Origin of the sequence: Oceanobacillus jeddahensis, assembly GCF_000750635.1 — a bacterium.
Classification (GTDB): domain Bacteria; phylum Bacillota; class Bacilli; order Bacillales; family Amphibacillaceae; genus Oceanobacillus; species Oceanobacillus jeddahense.
This window is the reverse complement of sequence record NZ_CCDM010000002.1, coordinates 768,637-789,565: the sequence shown is the minus strand read 5'-3', so window position 1 is coordinate 789,565 and position 20,929 is coordinate 768,637. Positions and strand designations below refer to the sequence as shown.

At 38.1% G+C, this 20,929-nt stretch carries 20 protein-coding genes; 1 reads left to right on the top strand and 19 read right to left on the bottom strand.

The genetic code is table 11. The features are described 5' to 3' along the window. Window positions 1–9 precede the first annotated feature (9 nt). The 9 genes from trmD to smc form a co-directional block, all read right to left on the bottom strand. The gene (trmD, locus tag BN986_RS11520; protein WP_040980071.1) at window positions 10–747 is read right to left on the bottom strand and encodes a tRNA (guanosine(37)-N1)-methyltransferase TrmD; all 738 of its coding nucleotides are present in this window, start codon (window positions 745–747) and stop codon (window positions 10–12) included. Continuing rightward, window positions 748–1,260, bottom strand: coding sequence for a ribosome maturation factor RimM (rimM, locus tag BN986_RS11515; RefSeq protein ID WP_040980070.1), 513 nt, complete (start codon window positions 1,258–1,260; stop codon window positions 748–750). Between the two features lie 15 nt (window positions 1,261–1,275). Further along, on the bottom strand, window positions 1,276–1,665 hold the full coding sequence (locus BN986_RS11510) for a YlqD family protein (protein WP_040980068.1): 390 nt from the start codon (window positions 1,663–1,665) through the stop codon (window positions 1,276–1,278). A gap of 132 nt (window positions 1,666–1,797) precedes the next feature. Further along, window positions 1,798–2,025, bottom strand: a complete 228-nt coding sequence (locus BN986_RS11505) for a KH domain-containing protein (protein ID WP_040980066.1) — start codon at window positions 2,023–2,025, stop codon at window positions 1,798–1,800. Window positions 2,026–2,038: 13 nt separating this feature from the next. Then, the gene (gene rpsP, locus BN986_RS11500; RefSeq protein WP_040980064.1) at window positions 2,039–2,311 is read right to left on the bottom strand and encodes a 30S ribosomal protein S16; all 273 of its coding nucleotides are present in this window, start codon (window positions 2,309–2,311) and stop codon (window positions 2,039–2,041) included. A gap of 239 nt (window positions 2,312–2,550) precedes the next feature. Beyond that, entirely contained in the window at window positions 2,551–3,900 is a 1,350-nt protein-coding gene (gene ffh / locus BN986_RS11495; RefSeq protein ID WP_040980062.1) for a signal recognition particle protein, read from the bottom strand. A gap of 13 nt (window positions 3,901–3,913) precedes the next feature. After that, window positions 3,914–4,231 (bottom strand): putative DNA-binding protein, encoded by a 318-nt coding sequence (locus BN986_RS11490; RefSeq protein WP_040980060.1) that lies wholly within the window; start codon window positions 4,229–4,231, stop codon window positions 3,914–3,916. Between the two features lie 88 nt (window positions 4,232–4,319). Further along, window positions 4,320–5,330 carry a signal recognition particle-docking protein FtsY gene (ftsY, locus tag BN986_RS11485; protein ID WP_040980058.1) on the bottom strand — a complete coding sequence of 337 codons (1,011 nt, stop codon included), beginning with the start codon at window positions 5,328–5,330 and terminating at the stop codon, window positions 4,320–4,322. A gap of 12 nt (window positions 5,331–5,342) precedes the next feature. After that, window positions 5,343–8,912: a chromosome segregation protein SMC gene (gene smc, locus BN986_RS11480; protein WP_040980056.1), complete on the bottom strand. Its 3,570-nt coding sequence runs from the start codon at window positions 8,910–8,912 to the stop codon at window positions 5,343–5,345. A 306-nt stretch (window positions 8,913–9,218) separates the two neighbouring features. On the opposite strand from smc, the gene BN986_RS11475 reads away from it, so the two are divergent. Then, window positions 9,219–9,440: a DUF1128 domain-containing protein gene (locus BN986_RS11475; RefSeq protein WP_040980053.1), complete on the top strand. Its 222-nt coding sequence runs from the start codon at window positions 9,219–9,221 to the stop codon at window positions 9,438–9,440. An 88-nt stretch (window positions 9,441–9,528) separates the two neighbouring features. On the opposite strand, the gene rnc is transcribed toward BN986_RS11475, so the two are convergent. From rnc to BN986_RS11425, 10 genes are all read right to left on the bottom strand, one after another. Next, on the bottom strand, window positions 9,529–10,215 hold the full coding sequence (rnc, locus tag BN986_RS11470) for a ribonuclease III (RefSeq protein ID WP_040980051.1): 687 nt from the start codon (window positions 10,213–10,215) through the stop codon (window positions 9,529–9,531). Window positions 10,216–10,419: 204 nt separating this feature from the next. Continuing rightward, entirely contained in the window at window positions 10,420–10,653 is a 234-nt protein-coding gene (gene acpP, locus BN986_RS11465; RefSeq protein WP_040980049.1) for an acyl carrier protein, read from the bottom strand. A gap of 403 nt (window positions 10,654–11,056) precedes the next feature. Next, entirely contained in the window at window positions 11,057–11,797 is a 741-nt protein-coding gene (gene fabG, locus BN986_RS11460; protein ID WP_040980047.1) for a 3-oxoacyl-[acyl-carrier-protein] reductase, read from the bottom strand. After that, window positions 11,797–12,735, bottom strand: a complete 939-nt coding sequence (gene fabD, locus BN986_RS11455; protein WP_040980045.1) for an ACP S-malonyltransferase — start codon at window positions 12,733–12,735, stop codon at window positions 11,797–11,799. Before fabD ends, fabG begins: the two co-directional genes overlap by 1 nt. Next, on the bottom strand, window positions 12,736–13,737 hold the full coding sequence (gene plsX / locus BN986_RS11450; RefSeq protein WP_040980043.1) for a phosphate acyltransferase PlsX: 1,002 nt from the start codon (window positions 13,735–13,737) through the stop codon (window positions 12,736–12,738). It lies immediately after the preceding gene. Between the two features lie 4 nt (window positions 13,738–13,741). Next, on the bottom strand, window positions 13,742–14,314 hold the full coding sequence (fapR, locus tag BN986_RS11445) for a transcription factor FapR (RefSeq protein WP_040980839.1): 573 nt from the start codon (window positions 14,312–14,314) through the stop codon (window positions 13,742–13,744). 252 nt (window positions 14,315–14,566) lie between these two features. Then, a complete protein-coding gene (gene recG / locus BN986_RS11440) occupies window positions 14,567–16,594 on the bottom strand; it encodes an ATP-dependent DNA helicase RecG (protein WP_081922188.1) in 2,028 nt (675 codons plus the stop codon). A 715-nt stretch (window positions 16,595–17,309) separates the two neighbouring features. Further along, the gene (gene sdaAA / locus BN986_RS11435) at window positions 17,310–18,185 is read right to left on the bottom strand and encodes an L-serine ammonia-lyase, iron-sulfur-dependent, subunit alpha (protein ID WP_040980039.1); all 876 of its coding nucleotides are present in this window, start codon (window positions 18,183–18,185) and stop codon (window positions 17,310–17,312) included. 17 nt (window positions 18,186–18,202) lie between these two features. Next, window positions 18,203–18,865: an L-serine ammonia-lyase, iron-sulfur-dependent subunit beta gene (sdaAB, locus tag BN986_RS11430; RefSeq protein ID WP_040980038.1), complete on the bottom strand. Its 663-nt coding sequence runs from the start codon at window positions 18,863–18,865 to the stop codon at window positions 18,203–18,205. A gap of 394 nt (window positions 18,866–19,259) precedes the next feature. Beyond that, complete coding sequence (locus BN986_RS11425; RefSeq protein WP_040980036.1) at window positions 19,260–20,918, bottom strand: DAK2 domain-containing protein; 1,659 nt, start codon at window positions 20,916–20,918, stop codon at window positions 19,260–19,262. Window positions 20,919–20,929: the final 11 nt, after the last annotated feature.

Sequence of the window (20,929 nt, the reverse complement as noted above, 5' to 3'; positions counted from 1 at the left end):
AAAGTACAACTACTTTTCGTCATTTTTTATTTCTTGAAACATTTCAAGATCTGCTTCATCCATCTCTTGGTTTTCTAATAAATCTGGTCGTCTTTGGGTTGTTCTTTTTAAAGATTGTTTCCTTCTCCAAGTTTCAATATTCGCATGATTTCCTGATAAGAGGACATCTGGAACCTTCATTCCACGAAAATCAGATGGGCGTGTATAATGAGGGTACTCTAATAAACCGGTTGAAAAAGAGTCCTGCTTTGCTGATTCTTCATTTCCTAACGCTTCTGGCAACAGCCGGACAACACTATCCACAACAACCATTGCTCCTAATTCCCCACCAGTTAAGACATAGTCTCCTATAGATATCTCGTCCGTTACAAGGTGCTCACGGATTCTTTCATCATATCCTTCATAATGACCGCAAATAAAAATAAGATGCTCTTCCTGCGCTAATTCTTCTGCCTTTTTTTGTGTATAAGGCTCTCCTTGAGGGCACATCAAAACGACACGCGGGTGTGATGATCTTTCTTTTTTCACAGCTTCCACAGCATCGAATACAGGTTGTGGGGTCAGTACCATGCCGGCTCCTCCACCATAAGGGTAATCATCCACTTTTTTATGTTTATGCATGGAATAATCCCGAAAATCAACGAGTTGATATGAAAACTGTTCCTTTTCTGCTGCTTTCTTTAAAATAGAGCTTTCCATCACACCATGAAACATTTCCGGGAATAATGTCAGAATATCAATATGCATCTAATCTAACATCCCTTCCATTAATTCGACAGAAATAATGCCATCTTGGGTATTTACCTTTTTAACTACATCTTCAATATAAGGCAACAATAAATCTTTCTTTCCAGGCCTTTGTACTACCCAGACATCATTAGCACCAGGAGATAAAATTTCTTTCACTTTTCCTAGTTCTTCCCCTTCTACTGTCTGAACTTGGCAGCCGATAATTTCATGATAGTAATATGCATCCTCTTCCAATTCTTCTGCCTGGCTCTGATCAATATACAAATTCATGCCCTTCCATTGTTCTACATCATTCACATTTGTATAGTCTTTAAATGTAATTAAATCAAATCCTTTATGGATGCGGTGTGAATCAATTGTTAATGTAATATCACGCTGTTCTGATGTAATAATCACTTCATTTCCAGGCGTAAAACGCTCTTCAAAATCGGTAATGCGTAAAACTTTTACTTCGCCCCGAATTCCGTGTGTATTAACGATTTTACCAATTTTTAATTTCTCTGTATGCATCTTTGCTCACCTATTTCATTCATCAATTCGGATAACTTTATCATCTTTAATTACGATAGCCTGCTCTTTCATAATATGATTCCAATCAGAGCCCACTTCGACTTCAACAAGAGCTTCAACCTCTTTTTCAACGATTTCGCTACCCATTTTTAATTCATCTAACTGTTCTATTTTAAAATCTAATAGCTTCATTTTTTCTTGACGGTTTTTAATTTCCTGGTTAAACCGCGTTTCCATATCTGAACGAACATTTGCGTTTTTGTTCTTTAGTTTCCGTATTTCAAATTGGAGTTGTTGACACTCTTGTTCAAGACGTAATTTATGATTCGTAAAATTTTGGCGGATTTTTTCTTTGCTTTCTTCTGTTACGACTAGCTTAATGGGAACCTTTTTTATTAATTTCATCTAAATTCAGCTCCTGCCTGATAGATTCGGGTTACAATGTGTAAAAAGGGAAAGTTGAGCCCTAAAAAAACAGGGTCAGCTTTCCCTTTACCAGGTTATTCAAAAAGAATACTTTCTTTTTGAATACGAATCTTACATAATATCTAAAAAAATACGTTTATTACCACCAGTATTTGCAGCATATACAACAGTGCGTATCGCTTTTGCAATCCGGCCGTTTTTGCCAATGACTTTTCCGACATCATCCGGGTGAACGGTTAAATGATACGTAACCTTGGAATCTTCTTCCTTTTCTTTAATCACAATATCATCCGGATGATCTACTAATGAGGTAACAATCGATTTAATCAGGGCTTTCATGATATCACACTACTTATTTAGAATTTTTTTGTTCGTGAAATTTCTTCATGATGCCTTCGTTAGAGAATAAGTTACGTACAGTATCACTTGGTTTTGCACCTTTCGTCATCCAATCAAGTGCTTTTTCTTCATCTATTTTAACCTCAACTGGATTTACTACAGGATTGTACGTACCGATTTGTTCGATAGAGCGACCATCACGTGGAGAACGAGAGTCAGCTACTACAATACGATAGAATGGATTTCTTTTAGAACCCATACGTTTTAAACGAATTTTTACTGCCATGCTTTGCACCTCCAATAATTATCTTATCACAAGAATTGATTCTACCAGATAGTTTTTAGTCTGTAAAGTATTTTTCCATTACAAGCTTATTTTATTATAAAAAAGTACAAAAATCAACTCTGCATATGCATGTTTAAAATTTAATAGAAAAGACAAGCCGACTCGGAACACGACTCAGGCATCCTTAGTGGAAACTCTTTCCTGCCGCCGCATCACCTTTATTATTTTTTAGTTATCCTCTACATGAAAGGAAATTTAAATCCGCCGCCTTTGCCTTTTTTTCCTTTTTGCATATTAGTCATTTGCTTCATCATTTTTTTCATCTCTGTAAACTGTTTTAACAAACGGTTTACCGCTGCCACAGAAGTCCCTGAGCCTTTTGCAATACGTTTTCTTCTGCTTCCGTTGATGATACTCGGTTCTTGGCGCTCTTTTTTAGTCATTGATTGAATGATCGCCTCTACCTCTGTCAATTGGCCTTCATCTAATTGCGCATTTTTCAGGCCTTTCATCTTGTTGGACCCTGGAATCATTGACATTAAGTCATCTAATGGTCCCATTTCACGAACCTGTCCCATTTGTTCCAGAAAATCATCAAATGTAAAGGAAGCCGTGCGCATTTTTTCTTCTAATTCTTTCGCCTGCTTTTCATCCACATTGGTCTGTGCTTTTTCAATTAAGGAAAGCACATCGCCCATGCCAAGTATTCTGGATGCCATGCGTTCAGGATGGAAAGCTTCTAATTGATCCAGTTTTTCACCCATCCCGGCAAATTTAATCGGCTTATCCGTAACTGCTTTGATAGAAAGTGCAGCACCGCCACGCGTGTCACCATCCAATTTTGTCAGAACAACTCCTGTAATATCGAGCTGCTCATTAAAGCTTTCTGCTACATTGACAGCATCTTGTCCTGTCATGGAATCAACCACTAAAAAGATTTCATCCGGTTTTACGCCGGTTTTGATTTGCTGTAATTCCTCCATAAGATTTTCATCAACATGCAGACGGCCAGCTGTATCAATAATGACGTAATCATTGTGATTTTCTTTTGCCTGAGCAATTGCCTGATTGGCAATATCAACTGGATTTGCCTCTGTTCCTAATGAAAAAACAGGCATATCCAGCTGTGTCCCAAGTGTTTCCAATTGTTGAATGGCTGCAGGACGATAGACATCACACGCAACTAATAAAGGATTACGGTTATGATTTTTACGTAAATGGTTCGCCAGTTTTCCAGTAGTAGTTGTTTTACCTGCACCTTGTAAACCAACCATCATAATAACTGTCGGCGAGCGGTCGGCTACTGCAATTTTACTTTGTTCCCCGCCCATTAAATTCGTTAATTCGTCTTTTACAACTTTAATAACCTGCTGTCCAGGCGTTAAACTTTCCATTACTTCCTGTCCGACGGCTCTTTCTTTTATCCGGGCAATTAATTGCTTTACAACTTTAAAGTTTACATCAGCTTCTAAAAGTGCCAAGCGAACTTCCCTTGTCATTTCTTTTACATCTTGCTCAGAGACCTTACCCTTACCAGTAATTTTCTTTATTGTACCTTGGAGGCGGTCCGCTAATCCTTCAAATGCCATAGAAGGTATCCCCCTAATCTAAATCTTGTAATTGTTGAACATACTTCTTTGCCTCCGGATCTTTTACTGTTTCCGAAAGCTTTGCAATAATGTGCGTGCGCTTTTCAAATCTTGAGTAAAGATGAAGTTTATCTTCATACGTCTCTAACATTTTTTCGGTTCTTTTAATATTATCATATACTGCTTGCCTGGAAACTTCAAAGAGCTCTGAGATCTCTCCTAAAGAATAATCCTCCAAATAGTACATTTCCATATAACTGCGCTGTTTTGGGGTCAACAGTGATTGATAAAAGTCAAATAAATAATTTATCCGATTCGTTTTTTCTAGCAACAGGTACACCTCTTGTTAAGTGATTTTCCTTTACATTTATCATATCCAACCAAATCGGAAATTGTCAAGTAGTCTAGTGAGGTTTCGCTTACTCTCTTTTCTCTTCTTCTTCACTCATTCCTAAATCTGCAAACAGTCCGTACACAAATGCATCTGCTTCAAACTGCTGCAAATCATCAATACCTTCACCCAGACCGACATACTTCACCGGAATTTGCAACTCATTACGAATAGCTAAAACAATTCCGCCTTTTGCGGTACCATCCAATTTGGTTAAAACAATCCCAGTCACGTTCGTTGCTTCAGAGAATGTGCGTGCTTGTGTCAATGCATTTTGGCCGGTAGTAGCATCTAACACTAACAAGACTTCATGTGGAGCACCAGGAATTTCACGCTCAATAACACGTTTTACTTTGGCAAGTTCATTCATTAGATTCACCTTGTTTTGAAGTCTTCCTGCTGTATCACAGATTAGCACATCTGCTTCCCGTGACTTTGCAGCTCTAATTCCATCATAAATGACTGCGGCCGGGTCACTTCCTTCACTGTGTTTAATGACGGGGACATTTGCACGTTCTCCCCAAACTTCTAACTGTTCAATAGCTCCGGCACGAAATGTATCTCCTGCTGCTAAAATCACATTCTTACCATCTGCTTTTAATTGATGTGCGAGCTTACCTATGCTTGTTGTTTTCCCAACACCGTTAACGCCAACAACAAGAATAACCTGTAATCCATCCCCATCTAATTGCATATGCTGGATCGATTCATCTTCTTCGCCATAATAGATTTCTACGAGTTTCTCAGAAATAACATCTTTTACTTCAGAAGAATCCTTAATCTTTTGACGCTTCACTTCCATTTTAAGCTCTTCAACAAGATCCATCACTGTGGAGACGCCTACGTCTGCTGTAATTAAAACCTCTTCTAATTCTTCAAAGAAATCCTCATCTACCTTCCGATAACGAGCGATTAAATCATTTAATTTACCAGAAAAAGAATTCCTTGTTTTTTTCATCCCTTCTTGATATTTCTCGGAAACTTCCTTTGTTTCTTCATTTTCCTTAAAACGCTGTTTCAATTTATCCATAAAACCCATATTGATATCCCCCTACGATTGAATCAATTCTTTTGTATCTTCTAATCGGACAGAAACCAGCCTTGATACGCCCGATTCCTGCATTGTTACACCATAAAGAACATCCGCTTCTTCCATGGTTCCTTTCCGATGTGTAATAACGATAAATTGTGTATTTTTGCTAAAGTGTTTCACATATTTAGCAAAACGGACTACATTGGCTTCATCTAAAGCAGCTTCGACCTCGTCCAATATACAAAATGGGACGGGACGAACACGTAAAATGGAAAAGAGAAGGGCAATTGCTGTTAATGCACGCTCTCCCCCTGACAAAAGACTTAAATGCTGCAGTTTCTTACCAGGCGGCTGCGCGATTATTTCAACACCTGTTTCTAATAAATTATCTGGTTCTGTTAATTTTAATTCGGCATGTCCGCCACCGAACAAGTGCTTAAACACCTCAGAAAATTCTTCCTTTATTTTGGAAAAAGTAGAATCAAATCTTTCTTTCATTTCAGTGTCCATCTCTTCAATAACAGTATATAGCGTTCGCTTTCCTTCTACAAGGTCATCTCTTTGTTCTTTTAAAAACTGATATCTTTCAGAAATACGCTCATATTCATCAATAGCACCTAAATTAATTGTACCCAGCCGATTGATTTTATCCTTTAAATTGCTGACCACAGCTTTTGCCTCATCCATATTTTCGACCTTAGCGTAATCACGTTTCGCCAATTCATATGTCATCATATATTCTTTTTCAAGCTGCTGCAGGTGATTATCAAGCTCCACGTCTAAGCGATTCGATTTAACTTCTTGTTTTTGATATTGCTCATTCGTGTCGCTGTATTGTTCCTGTGCTTCTTTCAATTTCACTTCCAGAGACTGCTGTTTATCGGAGCTTTCTTTTCTTTTATTACGCAGTTTTTCTATGCTTTCTGTTATTTCCTGTTTAGTATTTCTGGCGTGAACTATATTTTCTTCAATCTCTTCTTCTGTTTCTTCCTGATTTTTAATAGCTGTTATTGCCTCCAGCTCTTCATCTACTTGATTTTTTTCCTGGATTGCCCGCTCAAGCTGCGTTTCCAACGCTTTTGTATTAGCTTTCTGATTTTTGAAACGTTCTTCTTGCTCAGCCAGGGCCACTTTGACTTCATAAAATGCATCCTGTAATTTCGCTTGTGTCTCTTTTAATTTTGCTTCTTCTTTCGTTAAATCATCCACTTCTTTTTGGACCGTTTGAAGTTTGAGATTAATTTCTTCTAATTCCTTTGTTAGAATCTTACTTCGATCCGCTAACTCTGTATGGCTCTGTTCATTTTGCTTTTTATCCATATCATAAATGGCTAAATTGTCATTTATCGATGTCAATTTTGCTTGAAGGGATTGAAAATCGACTTGACTTTCTTGTACATCCTTTTGCAGCATATTCACTTCTTGTTCAGTAGAACTTATTTTTTCATCTACTTCCCGTAAATAATCTCTTTTTTTCTGTACGCCTTTCTCAAATTGCTCCGTTTTTTGTTTGTATTCTGCTAATCGCGCATGCAGCTCCTGCAAGTCTTTTTCCCGAGAAAACAACGACTGGTTCTGCTTTTTCTGCGCTCCCCCTGACATCGACCCTCCAGGATGCACCATATCTCCATCCAAAGTGACGATACGGTACCTCCGATGCAGCTTTATCGCAATATCATTTGCATCCCGCAATGTTTTAGCGATAACAACATTCCCCATTAAGTGCTGCACTGCTTTTTCATATTTTTTTGTTTTCGGCTGTACTAAATCCGATGCAACTCCTACAAAGCCATCATGGTCTTTTACTTCCTGTTTCCCTTCATTTGATAAAAAGCGGGGCTGGATAGATTTAAGCGGCAAAAAGGTGGCTCGTCCGCTATTTGTCTTTTTCAACCAATTAATTGCCTCTCTTGCTGCCTGATCCGTTTCTACAACAATATTTTGCGCCTGTCCGCCTAATACTGTTTCGATCGCTGTAATATAATCTTTCGGAACATCAATTAACTCAATAACTGCTCCTTCTACGCCAGTTAGCTTACCTTCTTCTCTGGCTCTTAATACTTGACGAACTCCCTGAAAGAAACCTTGAAAGTCTTCTTTCATTTCTTCAAGCATCTCTTTCTTTGATTTTACTTTTTCAATATATTGATAGCCTTGGTAAAGCTTTGATTGCGCTTCTTCATATTTTGCACGTTCGGATTGCATTTCCAGTTTTAAGGTCTTTAATTGCTGATTCTTCTCTTCTAAATTTTTCTGATAGGATTGCAATGCTTCTTCAGCAGCTGCCTGTTTAACTTGTAACTCATTTCTCTCCGTAAGCGTATCTTTAAATTTCATAGACTGCGAAGTATTTTTAGCTTCAATTTGCTCCTGTTGCCGATCAACGGATTGCTTTTCGTTTCGATAAGCAGCTTGCTGATTCAATAGTTCAATATACTCTGCCTTTAAGTCCTCAATTCGATTAGCTACATCTTCCGGCCGCATAGCTAATTTATTCTCTATTTCTTTTTTCCTTGCTAATGTATTAGCTTTTTCTGCTTCTAAATGTGTGAGCTTCTCTTGCTCTTTCGTTTTTTGTTCTTCCAGCACTCGAACATTAGAAGTTACCCGCTCTAACTGCTGCACAAGTTTTTCTTTGTTTTCATCTGCATGCTTTGAACGTTCATCAAATAGTTGTTTTTTCCCTTCAAATTTCTCCAGACGTTCTGTTACATCTAGTAAATCAGATTGCAACTGTTCTATTTCTGTTTCGTAGTACTGGGTGCATTCTTTTTCTTTTGCTAAGTCTTCTTCAACAAGCCGAATGGCTTCCGATTGTTCTTTTAGTTTTTTTTCATTCTCTGCTAAACGTTTTAATACCTGCTGCCATTCATAATGGATTTGTTCCATTTCCGTAATCAGTACAGAAATCTCTGTTTCTTGAAGCTCCGCTTGTAAAGTCTGATATTCTTTTGCTTTTTTCGATTGCTCTTTTAAAGGCTCCAGCTGTTGTTCAATTTCAAAAACAATATCTTCCACACGGTTCAAGTTCTCCTGCGTTTCCGCAAGTTTATATTCTGCTTTTTTCTTTCGTTGTTTATATTTTAATACACCGGCCGCTTCTTCAAAAATCACCCGACGCTCTTCCGCTTTTGAACTAAGAATTTCTTCTACACGCCCTTGACTGATAATAGAGAAGGCTTCCCTGCCAAGACCTGAATCAATAAACAGATCAACAATATCTTTTAATCGGCAAGCCTGTTTATTAATATAAAATTCACTTTCTCCAGAGCGGTAAATCCTTCTTGTTACACTCACTTCTTCATAATCCAGCGGTACACGCTGATCTTTATTGTCTAATACGAGTGTAACTTCAGCGATATTTAGAGGAGATCTGGAATCACTCCCTTGGAATATAATATCTTCCATTTTTGATCCGCGCAGAGATTTCATAGATTGTTCACCCAGCACCCAGCGTATCGCATCCGTAATATTACTTTTGCCGCTGCCATTTGGACCGACTACTGCTGTCACACCAGGTACAAAATCCACATTAATTCTCTCTGCAAAGGATTTAAATCCAACACTTTCCAACCGCTTTAAATGCATAATCATTCTCCTAAAAATCAAATCTTTCTATTTATCGTTATAAATTTCATTTTTTATTTTATCGTTGCTAGAATTGTTTAGCTAATACATTTTATCATATTATCATGCTTTAGCCTATGTGCAGCACGGTATTAATTCAGAAGTGAACCATTAACGATTTCTAAAACTTATGCTATAATAAAAACTCGTAACAAATGAATTAGGTTTTACCGTACATGCTTAAGTTGAAATACAAATCATCGCTATTTTATGCTTTTCGCATGTACATGAATATTCCAGATTAAGGATCATGATAAGGGGGATAAGATGCAATTAGACCAGCCAAGCGTTGAAAATATGGAGTATATGCTTCAGGAATTAGCAGAAAAGTTACAAGTAGTTAACCGTTCAATTATGGACGCAGAAGATTATAATCTTGAAAAATATGAAGATTTAAAATGGATGTATGATATGGTTATCAGTAAAGGCCGTTTAAGTGCTTCCGAAACGCAAGCCTTTATTAACGAATTGGCATCTATCCGAAAATAATATGAAACAAAAAACGTTACGCAAGAACAAGCAACCAAATTACTCTTGCGTAACGTTTTTTTTGATTCTCAAGAACGAATAACCTTGTCTATTCCGGCAGTTTTTTCTCCAGTGCTGCTCTGGCTGCTTTTTGTTCAGCTTCTTTCTTCGTTCTTCCAATTCCTTTTCCAGCCGGTTCTCCCTGAATTAAAACCTCAGCAATAAATTCTTTGTGATGAGACGGGCCATGCTCATCAATAATTTGATATTCAATTTTTCTATCTTTTTGCTGCTGGACAATTTCTTGGAGATGACTTTTATAATCCACTACACTTGTTGAAGCATCGACTGTTAATACAGGAAAAATGTGTTTGTTTAAAAAACAAAGTACTGTATCGAAACCCTGATCTAAGTAAAGCGCTCCTAAAAATGCCTCAAATGCATCTGCTAAAATAGCTGGTCTCTGTCTTCCGCCAGTCTTATCTTCTCCTTTTCCTAAAAGGATATATTGCCCAAAGTTAAATTGCTTTGCAAAGACTGTTAAAGATGCTTCACATACGATAGCTGCACGTAATTTGGTCATTTCACCCTCAGGCATTTCCTGATTATTTCTATATAAATATTGCGAAACGGCTAATTCGAGTACAGCATCTCCCAGGAATTCTAATCGTTCGTTGTCTTTCAGCTTGCTTTTCTTATATTCGTTCACATAAGAAGAATGGGTAAATGCTTCTTTTAATAATTTCTTTTGTTGAAAGGATATTCCTAATTCCTGTTCCAGTTGACTTAATTCCATATTGACCTCCTTCACTCTCATCCATAACATGATGATTGGTTTACTATTCATTTTTTCTATTGCTGTTCATTGATTGCTCTAAATAATCTTTATACAGATATTTTACCATATACGAAAAATAATTATTTATGTTCTTTACAGTAAAATACAAATAATGAAGGGAAAGTCTCTAAAAGAAACTTTCCCTCGCTGTTTTTTTATTCATTAAGCTTTGCTGTTTATGTAATCTACAGCATCACCTACTGTATTAATCTTTTCTGCATCTTCATCAGCGATTTCAATATCAAACTCATCTTCTAATTCCATAACAAGTTCAACAACATCTAATGAGTCTGCTTCAAGGTCATCTTTAAATGAAGCTTCTAAAACTACTTTTTCTTCGTCTACATCAAGACGATCAGCAATAATGGACTTTACTTGTTCAAACACATCTGCCATTCCCGTTCACCTCCTTTCAAGAATATACCACTTTATTTTACTTTTAAAAAGTATAAATGCCACGATTTTTTTAGCCGAGGAACCGCAACGGGTTTCGGTGGGGCGAGTAATCGCAGCAACGGTTTTAATAGACCGAGTAATCGCAGGTCTCAATGTTGTAGCTTAATCGACCGCTGCGGAAAAACACTACGCTTTCCATGGGCTTGAGCTCAGCCTCCTCAAAAAAAGAAGTTCGCTTTTTTCTGCGGGGTCTTCCCACTGCGCTTTCCCACAGGAATCTCCGTGTTTTCCTCCGCTAGATAGATTTTTTGTTATCTGTATTAAATTAAAAAAATTCATTAACCTGACAACATTGGTAATCGCAGCCCCAGGCTTCAACGATTTTTATTGTTCTGTAATTGTATTACATCACCATTCCACCGTCAATATGAATCGTTTGTCCGGTAATGTAATTGGCGTCTTCACTTGCTAAAAAGCGGATAACACGTGCTACATCTTCCGGTTTACCGAAGCGCTCTAATGGTACCAATTGTAATAAAGATTCCTGCTGCTCTTCACTTAATTCGTCCGTCATATCTGTAGAAATAAAACCGGGAGCAACTGCGTTTACCAAGATATTTCGGGAAGCAAGCTCTTTCGCTGTCGTTTTCGTTAAACCAATCACACCTGCTTTTGCCGCAACATAGTTGGCTTGTCCCGGATTCCCACTTACTCCAACAATGGAGGCAACATTAATAATACGTCCTGATTTTTGTTTCATCATTTGACGCGTCACTGCTTTTGTACATAAAAACGTACCCTTCAAGTTAGTTTGAATAACCTGGTCGAATTCATCTTCCTTCATGCGCATTAACAAGTTATCTTTCGTAATACCTGCATTGTTCACTAAAATATCGATAGTACCGAATTCTTTAACAGATTGTTTCATAAGCTGCTTAACAGAATCTTCATCAGAAACATTTGCCTGAATTTTAACTACTTTCACGCCAAGTTCCTGGATCTCTCCGACAACCTCTTCAGCTTTTGCTTCACTTCCAGAGTAATTCACAATCACATTAGCTCCGTTTTTAGCAAGTTCCAAAGCAATGGCTCTGCCTATCCCTCTGGAAGCTCCAGTTACTACTGCTGTTTGCCCTTGTAACATTATTCTTCCTCCTTATACCAGCGAATAAACGCTTCAAGTGATTCCTGATCCTGTACAGCAAATGTTTTTGCTTTCCGATCTATTTTTTTCAATAAACCGCATAATACTTTTCCTGTACCTACTTCTACAAATGCATCTACACCTTCTTCCAACATCTTTTGAATCGATTCTTCAAAACGAACCGGTGAGTAAAGCTGCTGTACTAATAATTCTTTCACAGTATCTTTTTCCGTTACTGCATCGGCTGAAACATTTGCATAAACAGGTGTTTTCGGATCTTCCAAAGCTACTTCATTTAGATACGCTGCAAAGTCTTCATTTGCTTGTTTCATCAATCTCGAATGGAATGGCCCGCTCACATTTAATGGTAGTACGCGTTTTGCTCCGGCTTCTTTCAGTAAATTTGTTGCTTGTTCTACACCTGGAACGGAGCCGGAAATAACAATTTGTCCCGGACAATTTAAATTAGCAATATCCACAATTTCATCTGTGACCTGATCCAGCGCTTCTTGAACCTTATCTTCATCAAGTCCTAAAACAGCTGCCATAGTCCCTTGCCCTTTAGGAAACGCTTCTTCCATTAAACGACCTCTTACTTTAACAAGCTGGATAGCGTCTTGCCATTTCATTGCTCCTGCAGAAACAAGTGCACTGTATTCACCTAAACTGTGCCCAACAACCATGGAAGGTTGAATACCATTTTCCTCTAACAGTTGAGATGCCACAACACTGGATAACAATAATGCTGGTTGTGTGTTCTCTGTTTCTGTTAACGTTTCTTTGGGACCTTCGAACATAAGTGATTGTATATCCACATTTAAAACTTCATTTGCTTCCTTATATAATTCTTGTATCTGCGGATAAGTATCAAATAAGTCTTTGCCCATTCCAACTGTTTGTGATCCTTGACCCGGGAACATAAATGCAATGCGTTTCATTTATTTTTCCTCCTCTTTCCCCATTGTCTCAATAGTATTTTGAATTGTGGTTGTTACATTATTATCAACCATATAAACTGCTTGTTTAATCGCATTTTTGATTGCTCGGCTTTTGGAAGAGCCATGTGCTTTAATAACGGGTGCGCTTAACCCAAACAACCCTGCTCCGCCATACTCGGAGTAATCCAATCGGCCTTTTAAGCCCTTCAAGTCATTTTTAACAAGCGCAGCAGCAATTTTTGATTTTGTGGAAGACATAAAAGCATCTTTTAAAAGAGAAAAAATTGTTTCAGCAACGCCTTCCATTGTTTTTAGTGCTACATTTCCGCTAAATCCGTCTGTAACAACTACGTCCGCAACACCATTTAAGATGTCTCTCGCTTCTACATTTCCTACAAAATGAATGGGTGCATTTTCTAAAAGTTGAAAAGCTTTTTTGGTTAAATCATTTCCTTTTCCATCTTCCGTACCTACATTTAATAAGCCAACTCTAGGATTTTTGATGTTTCTTACTCTTTCCACATAAACAGACCCCATAATAGCGTATTGAAGCAGATGTTCTGGTTTTGCATCAACATTTGCTCCAACATCAAGCATTAAAAAGCCTTGTCCATCTACTGTTGGGAAAGTAGGGCTTAACGCCGGTCGGTCAATTCCAGGAATGCGGCCTACCACAAACAAACCCGCACTCATTAAGGCCCCTGTATTACCAGCAGAAATACACGCATCTGCTTCCCCATCTTTTACAGCCTTAGCCATTAGAACTAAAGAAGCATTCTTCTTACGTCGTACGGCTTTTACAGGCTCATCCTCTGATGTTATTTTTTCGTCTGTATGTATAATTTTAATTTGCTGGCTATCTGTTAAAATCGGTTTAATTTGGTTTTCATCACCATAAAGTGTAATTTGTAAATCTTTATTTTCTTTTACGGCATCCATTGCACCTAACACAATTTCCTTAGGAGCATGGTCGCCTCCCATTGCATCTATCGCTAATCGCATCTATCTAATCTCCTTTGCTTTCGCTAGAATGAAACATGAAAAATTCACCTGTTAGCACAGATTCATTATTTACAAAGCTATTCACTTCCACAATCGTGTGGCCGCGATTATCTTTCCCTTTAACAGTAGCTTTAGCAATGACTCTTTCTCCTTCTTTAACCTGCCTTTTGAAGCGCAGGGTGGACTTTGCTGTTAAAGCAAGCTCATCATTAATGACGGCTACAGCTAATGAATTTGCTTGAGCAAACAGATGATGCCCTCTGGCAATCTTGTTTCGGGAAAAAACAAAATCTGATGTTATATCGAGCATAGAGATAGCCCGCTCATCTAATTCCAAATCAATAATATCTCCAATCACTTCTTCAACCGGTAAAGCTTTTACAGTCTCATTCCATTGCTTTGTAGCAACATATTTGATTCGTTCACGAAGTTCAGGAATAGACAACTCCATACGATCAAGTCGAATCGTTTGGATACTGACTTGAAAATCTTTCGCCAACTGTTCATCTGTTACAAATGGAGAGTCCTCTATTTTTTCTCTTAATAACGATTGTCGTTCTGCTTTCGAGCGTCTCATTTCTATCATCAAACTTTCATTTAATATTTTCAGAGATGTTGACTCTTTTTATCACGTCGCTGCGTTTTTAATGGAGTGAGTAGCCGCAACCTCAGCATCCTTAGTAAAGCGAGTAATTGCAGTCTAAACCAGTGAAAAAGAGCGTAAACTTCCACTGTTTGAAGTTCAGCTTTATGACTTGGTACTAATAGTAATATATAATAGCACTCTTTATTATGCAAGTAATCTATTGATTTATATACGACCTCTGAATTAATCCAATTTCTCCAACAAACCTTCTTCTTCTGCTAAGATTTCTTTTAAGTATTTGTAGTCTTCAGCTTGTAATAAATTGTCCTCAACAATTTGTTGTGCGTCTTGTCTTGCAGTTTCCAGCGCTCTATAATCATGTACCATATCCGCTACTTTAAATTCTGGCATACCACTTTGTTTTCTGCCAAAGAAGTCTCCTGGGCCTCGTAATTGTAAATCTTGTTCAGATAGTTCAAACCCATCACTTGTTTCCGACATGATGCGCATACGTTCCTTGCCGACCTCTCCTTTAGGTTCTGCAATAAGGATACAATAACTTTGCTTTTCTCCTCGACCTACTCGCCCCCGAAGCTGATGCAGTTGCGATAATCCAAAGCGTTCCGCGTCATAAATAACCATTACCGTAGCATTCGGAACATTGACGCCTACTTCTACAACTGTTGTTGAGACTAAAACTTTTACTTTATTATCTGCAAAATCACGCATTACTTCATCTTTTTCTGCAGAAGATAAACGTCCATGCATCAAACCAATTTCCATTTCATTATCATAGTAAGCTGTTAACTGATGATACAAATCCACAGCGTTTTGAATATCCAATTTATCCGATTCTTCAATAAGCGGGCTTATAATATATGCTTGTTCCCCCTGCTTAACCCGCTCTTGGATAAAATCAAGAATTCGTTCAAACATATTTTCCTTCACCCATAGAGTTTCAATCTCTTTCCTTCCTGAAGGCAGCTGGTTAATAATAGACACATCCATATCACCAAAAGTTGTTATAGCTAGTGTTCTAGGAATTGGTGTAGCTGTCATAAATAGCACATCCGGATCTAATCCCTTATCCCGCAGTGTCCTACGCTGAGCAACACCAAAACGGTGCTGCTCATCAACAATTGCTAAACCTAAATCATTAAATAGGACATCTTCTTGAATAAGAGCGTGCGTTCCAATCACGATATCTATTTCCTGATTTTCAATTTGCTCGGTTAATTCTTTACGTTTCTTACCTTTTATAGAACCAGTTAGTAAAGCAACCTTAGCCCTTCCCTCTAGCATTGATTGAAGAGATTGAAAATGTTGCTCCGCTAAAATTTCAGTAGGAACCATTAATGCTCCCTGCTTGTTCGCTGTAACAGCAGCATATAAACAGATTGCCGCTACTGCTGTTTTCCCCGAACCAACATCCCCTTGAAGTAATCGGTTCATTCGATAAGCACTCTTCATATCTTTTAGAATTTCAGTCAATACCTTTTGCTGTGCCTCGGTTAAGATAAAAGGCAAGGAGCTGGTAAAATTCTCTACTTTCTTTATTTCATAATCTTGCGTATTCCCTTTTGTGGATTCCCGATTTATTTTTCTGATCAGCTGCATTTTTAGTTGAAACAATAGAAATTCCTCATAAATAAATCGCCGCCGTGCATGCTTTAAAGCTACTCTGCTTTCCGGAAAGTGCATTGTTTTTACTGCTTCCTTCCGATTTGGAAGCTTATAATTTTCTAAGTAAGAGGCAGGGAGAATTTCTGTTATATCCTCTTCATGTGAATCAAGCACCTGTTTTAAAAGCTTTTGAAATTTATAAGAAGTTAAATCACCCTTTAGAGAATACACAGGTGTAATCGAATCATTTTCTTCCATTTTTCCAATTTTATATTTGCTAACCGTTATTTGCAGCCGATGGGCGTCCCATTTCCCTGTTAATGTAATATCCTGCCCTTGCTGAATTTGTTTTTTGGCAAATGCCCGGTTAAACATAATAGCTTTTACAGCTATACCTTCTACTTCTACTGTAAAACTTAACCTTGATTTTTTTTTCCCAAAAAAAGTAAGAGAAGGATCATAAATGACCTTCCCTTTAATCGTTACTTTTTCATCATGAACCAGCTCTTGCAATGGTTTTTCTTCATAAATATCATATCGATACGGGAAATATTCTAATATATCGTTTGTTTCGTAAATTTGAATGGAAGCAAGTTGTTCTGCTAATTTTTCGCCGACACCTTTAACTTCTAATATCGATTCATTCATTTCTAACATCCTTTTCTATAAAACAAAACTTCATTCAGTGGGAGTTTTTGCTTCAATGTTGTCAGGTTAATCGATCGCTCCGACAGGTTATGGTGGGGTGAGTAATCTTAGGCCCCAGAAAAACACTACGCTTTCCATGGGCCCCGAGCTCATCTCCTTTAAAGAAGACTTGCTGATTGGCAAGCCGACAGACGCAGACAGAAGCATAGTCGCGCTTATGCCAGTGGTAGAAAAAAAGAGTCCTTTTTTCTGCGGGGTCTTCCCACTGGGACTGAGGCTGCGGTTACTCGCCCCATCGAAAAACATTGCGATTACTCGATCCATCGAAGAGCTTTTGCGGTTACTCGCCCCATCGAAAACCGTCGCTAGATAGTTGTTTCCATCTAACTCTAACAAATATAATATTCAAGAAAATTCATTAACCTTACAACATTGATTTTTACTCTTCTCCTACTGAATTAGCCTGAGTGATTCAGGGAGTTAGCGTCTGTTATCTCCCGCCTAAATAAATTTATTTTTACGCTTTATTTGGAGGTGGGAGTTTTATGGACGGTTCTCCGTGATAAAGAAAACTTGGCATTTGTTAAAAAGGTCTTGAAAGTGTATGTTACTTTCTTAGAATCCCTCATACTATGGAGTGTAAGCATTTAGGCGAAACACTCAGCAGGGGAGCCTGTTAAAAAACGTTGTGCTGCGAGTTTATTACATTTACATCCTAGACAGAGACACCAAAAATTTTTTCTTTTAAGAACCGTCCAGTTGGTGTATCTGCCAAGCCGCCTTCACCTGTTTCACGCAAAGAAGAAGGCATTTGTTTTCCGATCCGGTACATCGCGCCTATTACCTCATCACAAGGAATCCGGCTTTCTACACCTGCTAATGCTAAATCAGCAGACACAATGGCAAGTGAGGAACCTCCTGCATTTCTCTTTACACATGGTACTTCTACTAACCCAGCTACAGGGTCACAAACTAAACCGAGCATATTTTTTAATGTCATCGCAAATGCCTGTGCTGATTGCTCCGGCGTGCCCCCAGCCATTTCAACGATAGCTGCAGATGCCATTGCTCCTGCTGAGCCAACTTCTGCCTGACAACCACCAGCTGCACCGGAAATAAAAGCATTATTGGCTACTACAAAACCAAAAGCTCCTGAAGTAAATAAATACCGAACCATTTCTTCTCTTGTCGGGTTTAATTGTTCTTTCACTGCAAACAGCGTTCCAGGTACACAACCGGCGCTTCCCGCAGTCGGTGTAGCACAGATAATTCCCATGGCTGCGTTAACTTCGTTTGTCCCCATTGCTTTACTGACCGCATCCATCATTAAATTGCCTGATAGTGGCGTCTTTTCTTTCATATACTTCTGTACTTTCACCGCATCTCCGCCAGTAAGTCCTGTTACCGATTGCACACCCTTTAGCGCATCTTCAACCGCATTTTCCATTACAACAAGATTTTTTTCCATTTCTGAGAAAACTTCTTCTCTCGTTTTCTCTTTCACATCCATTTCCTGACGTATCATCACTTCTGAAATGGGAATGTTTTCTGTATTTGCCATCTCAACTAATTCTGCAACCGTTCTAAACATCCCTTTCCCCCCTTTTTTTAACTTACAATCTTTGCAATAGAGATAATATGATCCGCCGCTTCAAGCTCCTGTAATATATGATCTTCTACATTCTGGTCTACTTCAATTACCATCAATGCCTCTTTACCGACATCTTTTCGATTCACTTCCATATGACCAATATTCAATTCATATTTTGCTAAAATTTTTGTTACAGAGGCAATTGCCCCAAAACGATCATTATGCATAATTAATATAGCTGGATGATTTCCTGATAACCTAAGTTCAAAGCCATTTAATTCTGTAATCTCGACTTTTCCACCGCCAATAGATATTCCCATTAGCTCTTGCTGTTCTTTGCCATCTCCAATAATCATACGGACCGTATTCGGATGATTTGCGGAGGCGCTATCCTCAATAAACTCGATTTCCAGCCCATTCTTTTTTGCAAGCTCTAACGCTTTACTCATCTGTGGATCATCCGTCTCCATTCCTAAAAGGCCACCTACAAGCGCAAAGTCTGTTCCATGCCCGCGATAGGTTTTGGCAAAAGATTCATAAAGATGTATTTTTGCCCAAGTTGGTTGTTTCCCAAATAGATTCCGGGCTGCTTTCCCAATACGTGCAGCACCAGCTGTATGTGAGCTTGATGGCCCCACCATCACTGGACCGATAATATCAAATACGGAATTATATTTCATAAAATAACACCGCCTTAAATTAATTTAATTCAACTAGTATCATTATAACAAAAATTTGCGTCCAGATCACAATTCAATCAAAAAGAAAGCAATCATGCGTTCTAATTTTTTATTTGCTGCATCTGTTAGTCCCAAATCATATAGTATTTACAATAACTTCAGTTAGAAAAATGCTAGCAGTTGTTCCCTATTTACCTGGACAAAGATGTGCTGTCTTTGATATTTCCACAGGACTCTCTCTATTTGCCCTCCAGGACTGCCATCACTCGTCCCGGCAAAAATAAAGCTCAACTTGATTTGTATTATCAAGCTGAGCTTTATATACATAAAAAATATATTTTATTCTATAGTTTTAGCAATTATTCCAACCAATAATAATTGAAATATTGTTCTTTTATTCCACCGAGAAGATATAAGAATAAATTGGCTGTTCTCCTTGATGAATTTCTACTTCTATTTCATCATATTTCTCTTCTACATAAGATTCTAAAGCTTCTACCTCTTCTTCTGAAACATCTTCTCCTGAAAGAATGGTTAAAATCTCGCTGTCATCAGAAATCATTTTATCAATAAGGTCTTCAGCTGCTTTTTGCTTTTCCTTATGTGTTGTTACTATCTTGCCTTCATCTATTCCCATAAAATGTCCTTTAGCAATATCGATTCCGTCAATTTGAGTATCTCTTACGGCATACGTAATTTGCCCGCTTCGCACTTGTTTTCCTGCCTCTTCCATCGCAGTTCTATTGTCATCTAATGATGCCTCTGGATGGAATGCCAGCATAGCACTAATTCCTTGAGGGATTGTTTTCGTCGGTACAACCCTGACATGGTCACCAGCTAAATTTGCAGCTTGTTCAGCAGCCATTTGAATGTTTTTATTATTAGGAAGTACGATAATGTTTTCCGCATTTGCTTTTTCGATCGCATTCGTAATATCTTGCGTACTTGGGTTCATCGTTTGTCCACCTTCAATAACTACTGCAACACCAAGGTTTTCAAATAACTCTTTTAAGCCACTCCCCATTGCTACCGTAACCATTCCATAAACGGATTTTTCTTTTGGCGCTTCTTTTTTATTTCCAACAATCGCCGTGTGCTGTTCACGCATGTTTTCGATTTTTAAATTAATCAAGCTGCCATATTGCTGCGCTAAATTCAAGCATGTTCCTGGAGATTCAGCATGTACATGGACCTTTACAATTTCTTCATCCGCAACAACAAGAAGAGAATCTCCCCATTCACTCAATTCATTGCGGAAAGTTGTTTCATCAAAAGGATGAGACTTCAATTTTTCGTCTTCCAATTTCACCATAAACTCTGTACAGTATCCATAAACAATATCCTCTGTTTCCATGAAATCCTGTGTTACTTTATGATGTTCTACATTAACCATTTCTTCCATTTTATTAGCGGCATCTGATTCTTCCGGTACCTCTTCACCTTTTAATGCAGCTAAGAAACCTTCATAAATCGTGACTAAACCTTGTCCACCAGAATCAACTACCCCAACTTCTTTAAGAACAGGTAATAGATCCGGGGTGCGCTTTAGGGATGCTTTTGATTCTTTTAATATTTCTTCCATAAACGTAATGATATCTAAATCATTATTTGAAATTTCTACCGCTTTATTACCAGCATCTTTCGCTACAGTAAGAATCGTTCCCTCTACCGGCTTCATAACCGCTTTATAAGCTGCATTGACAGCTCCTTCAAAAGCTCCTGCTAAATCTTTTACATTCAGTTCTTTTTTTCCTTCACATGCTTTTGCAAAACCGCGGAAAATTTGTGATAAAATAACTCCTGAATTTCCTCTGGCTCCCATTAATAAACCTTTGGCAAATGCATTCGTCACTTCAGAAACATTATCTGTTTCCAATTTTTTCACTTCATTTGCTCCAGAAGTGATTGTTAAATTCATATTAGTTCCAGTATCCCCGTCAGGAACAGGGAAAACATTTAATGCATCAATTTTTTGTGCATTATTTGAGAGATGGTAAGCACCGGTCAACACCATCTGTGATAATAACGCTGCATCAATTTTCTCAACTGCCACATTTTCTCCTC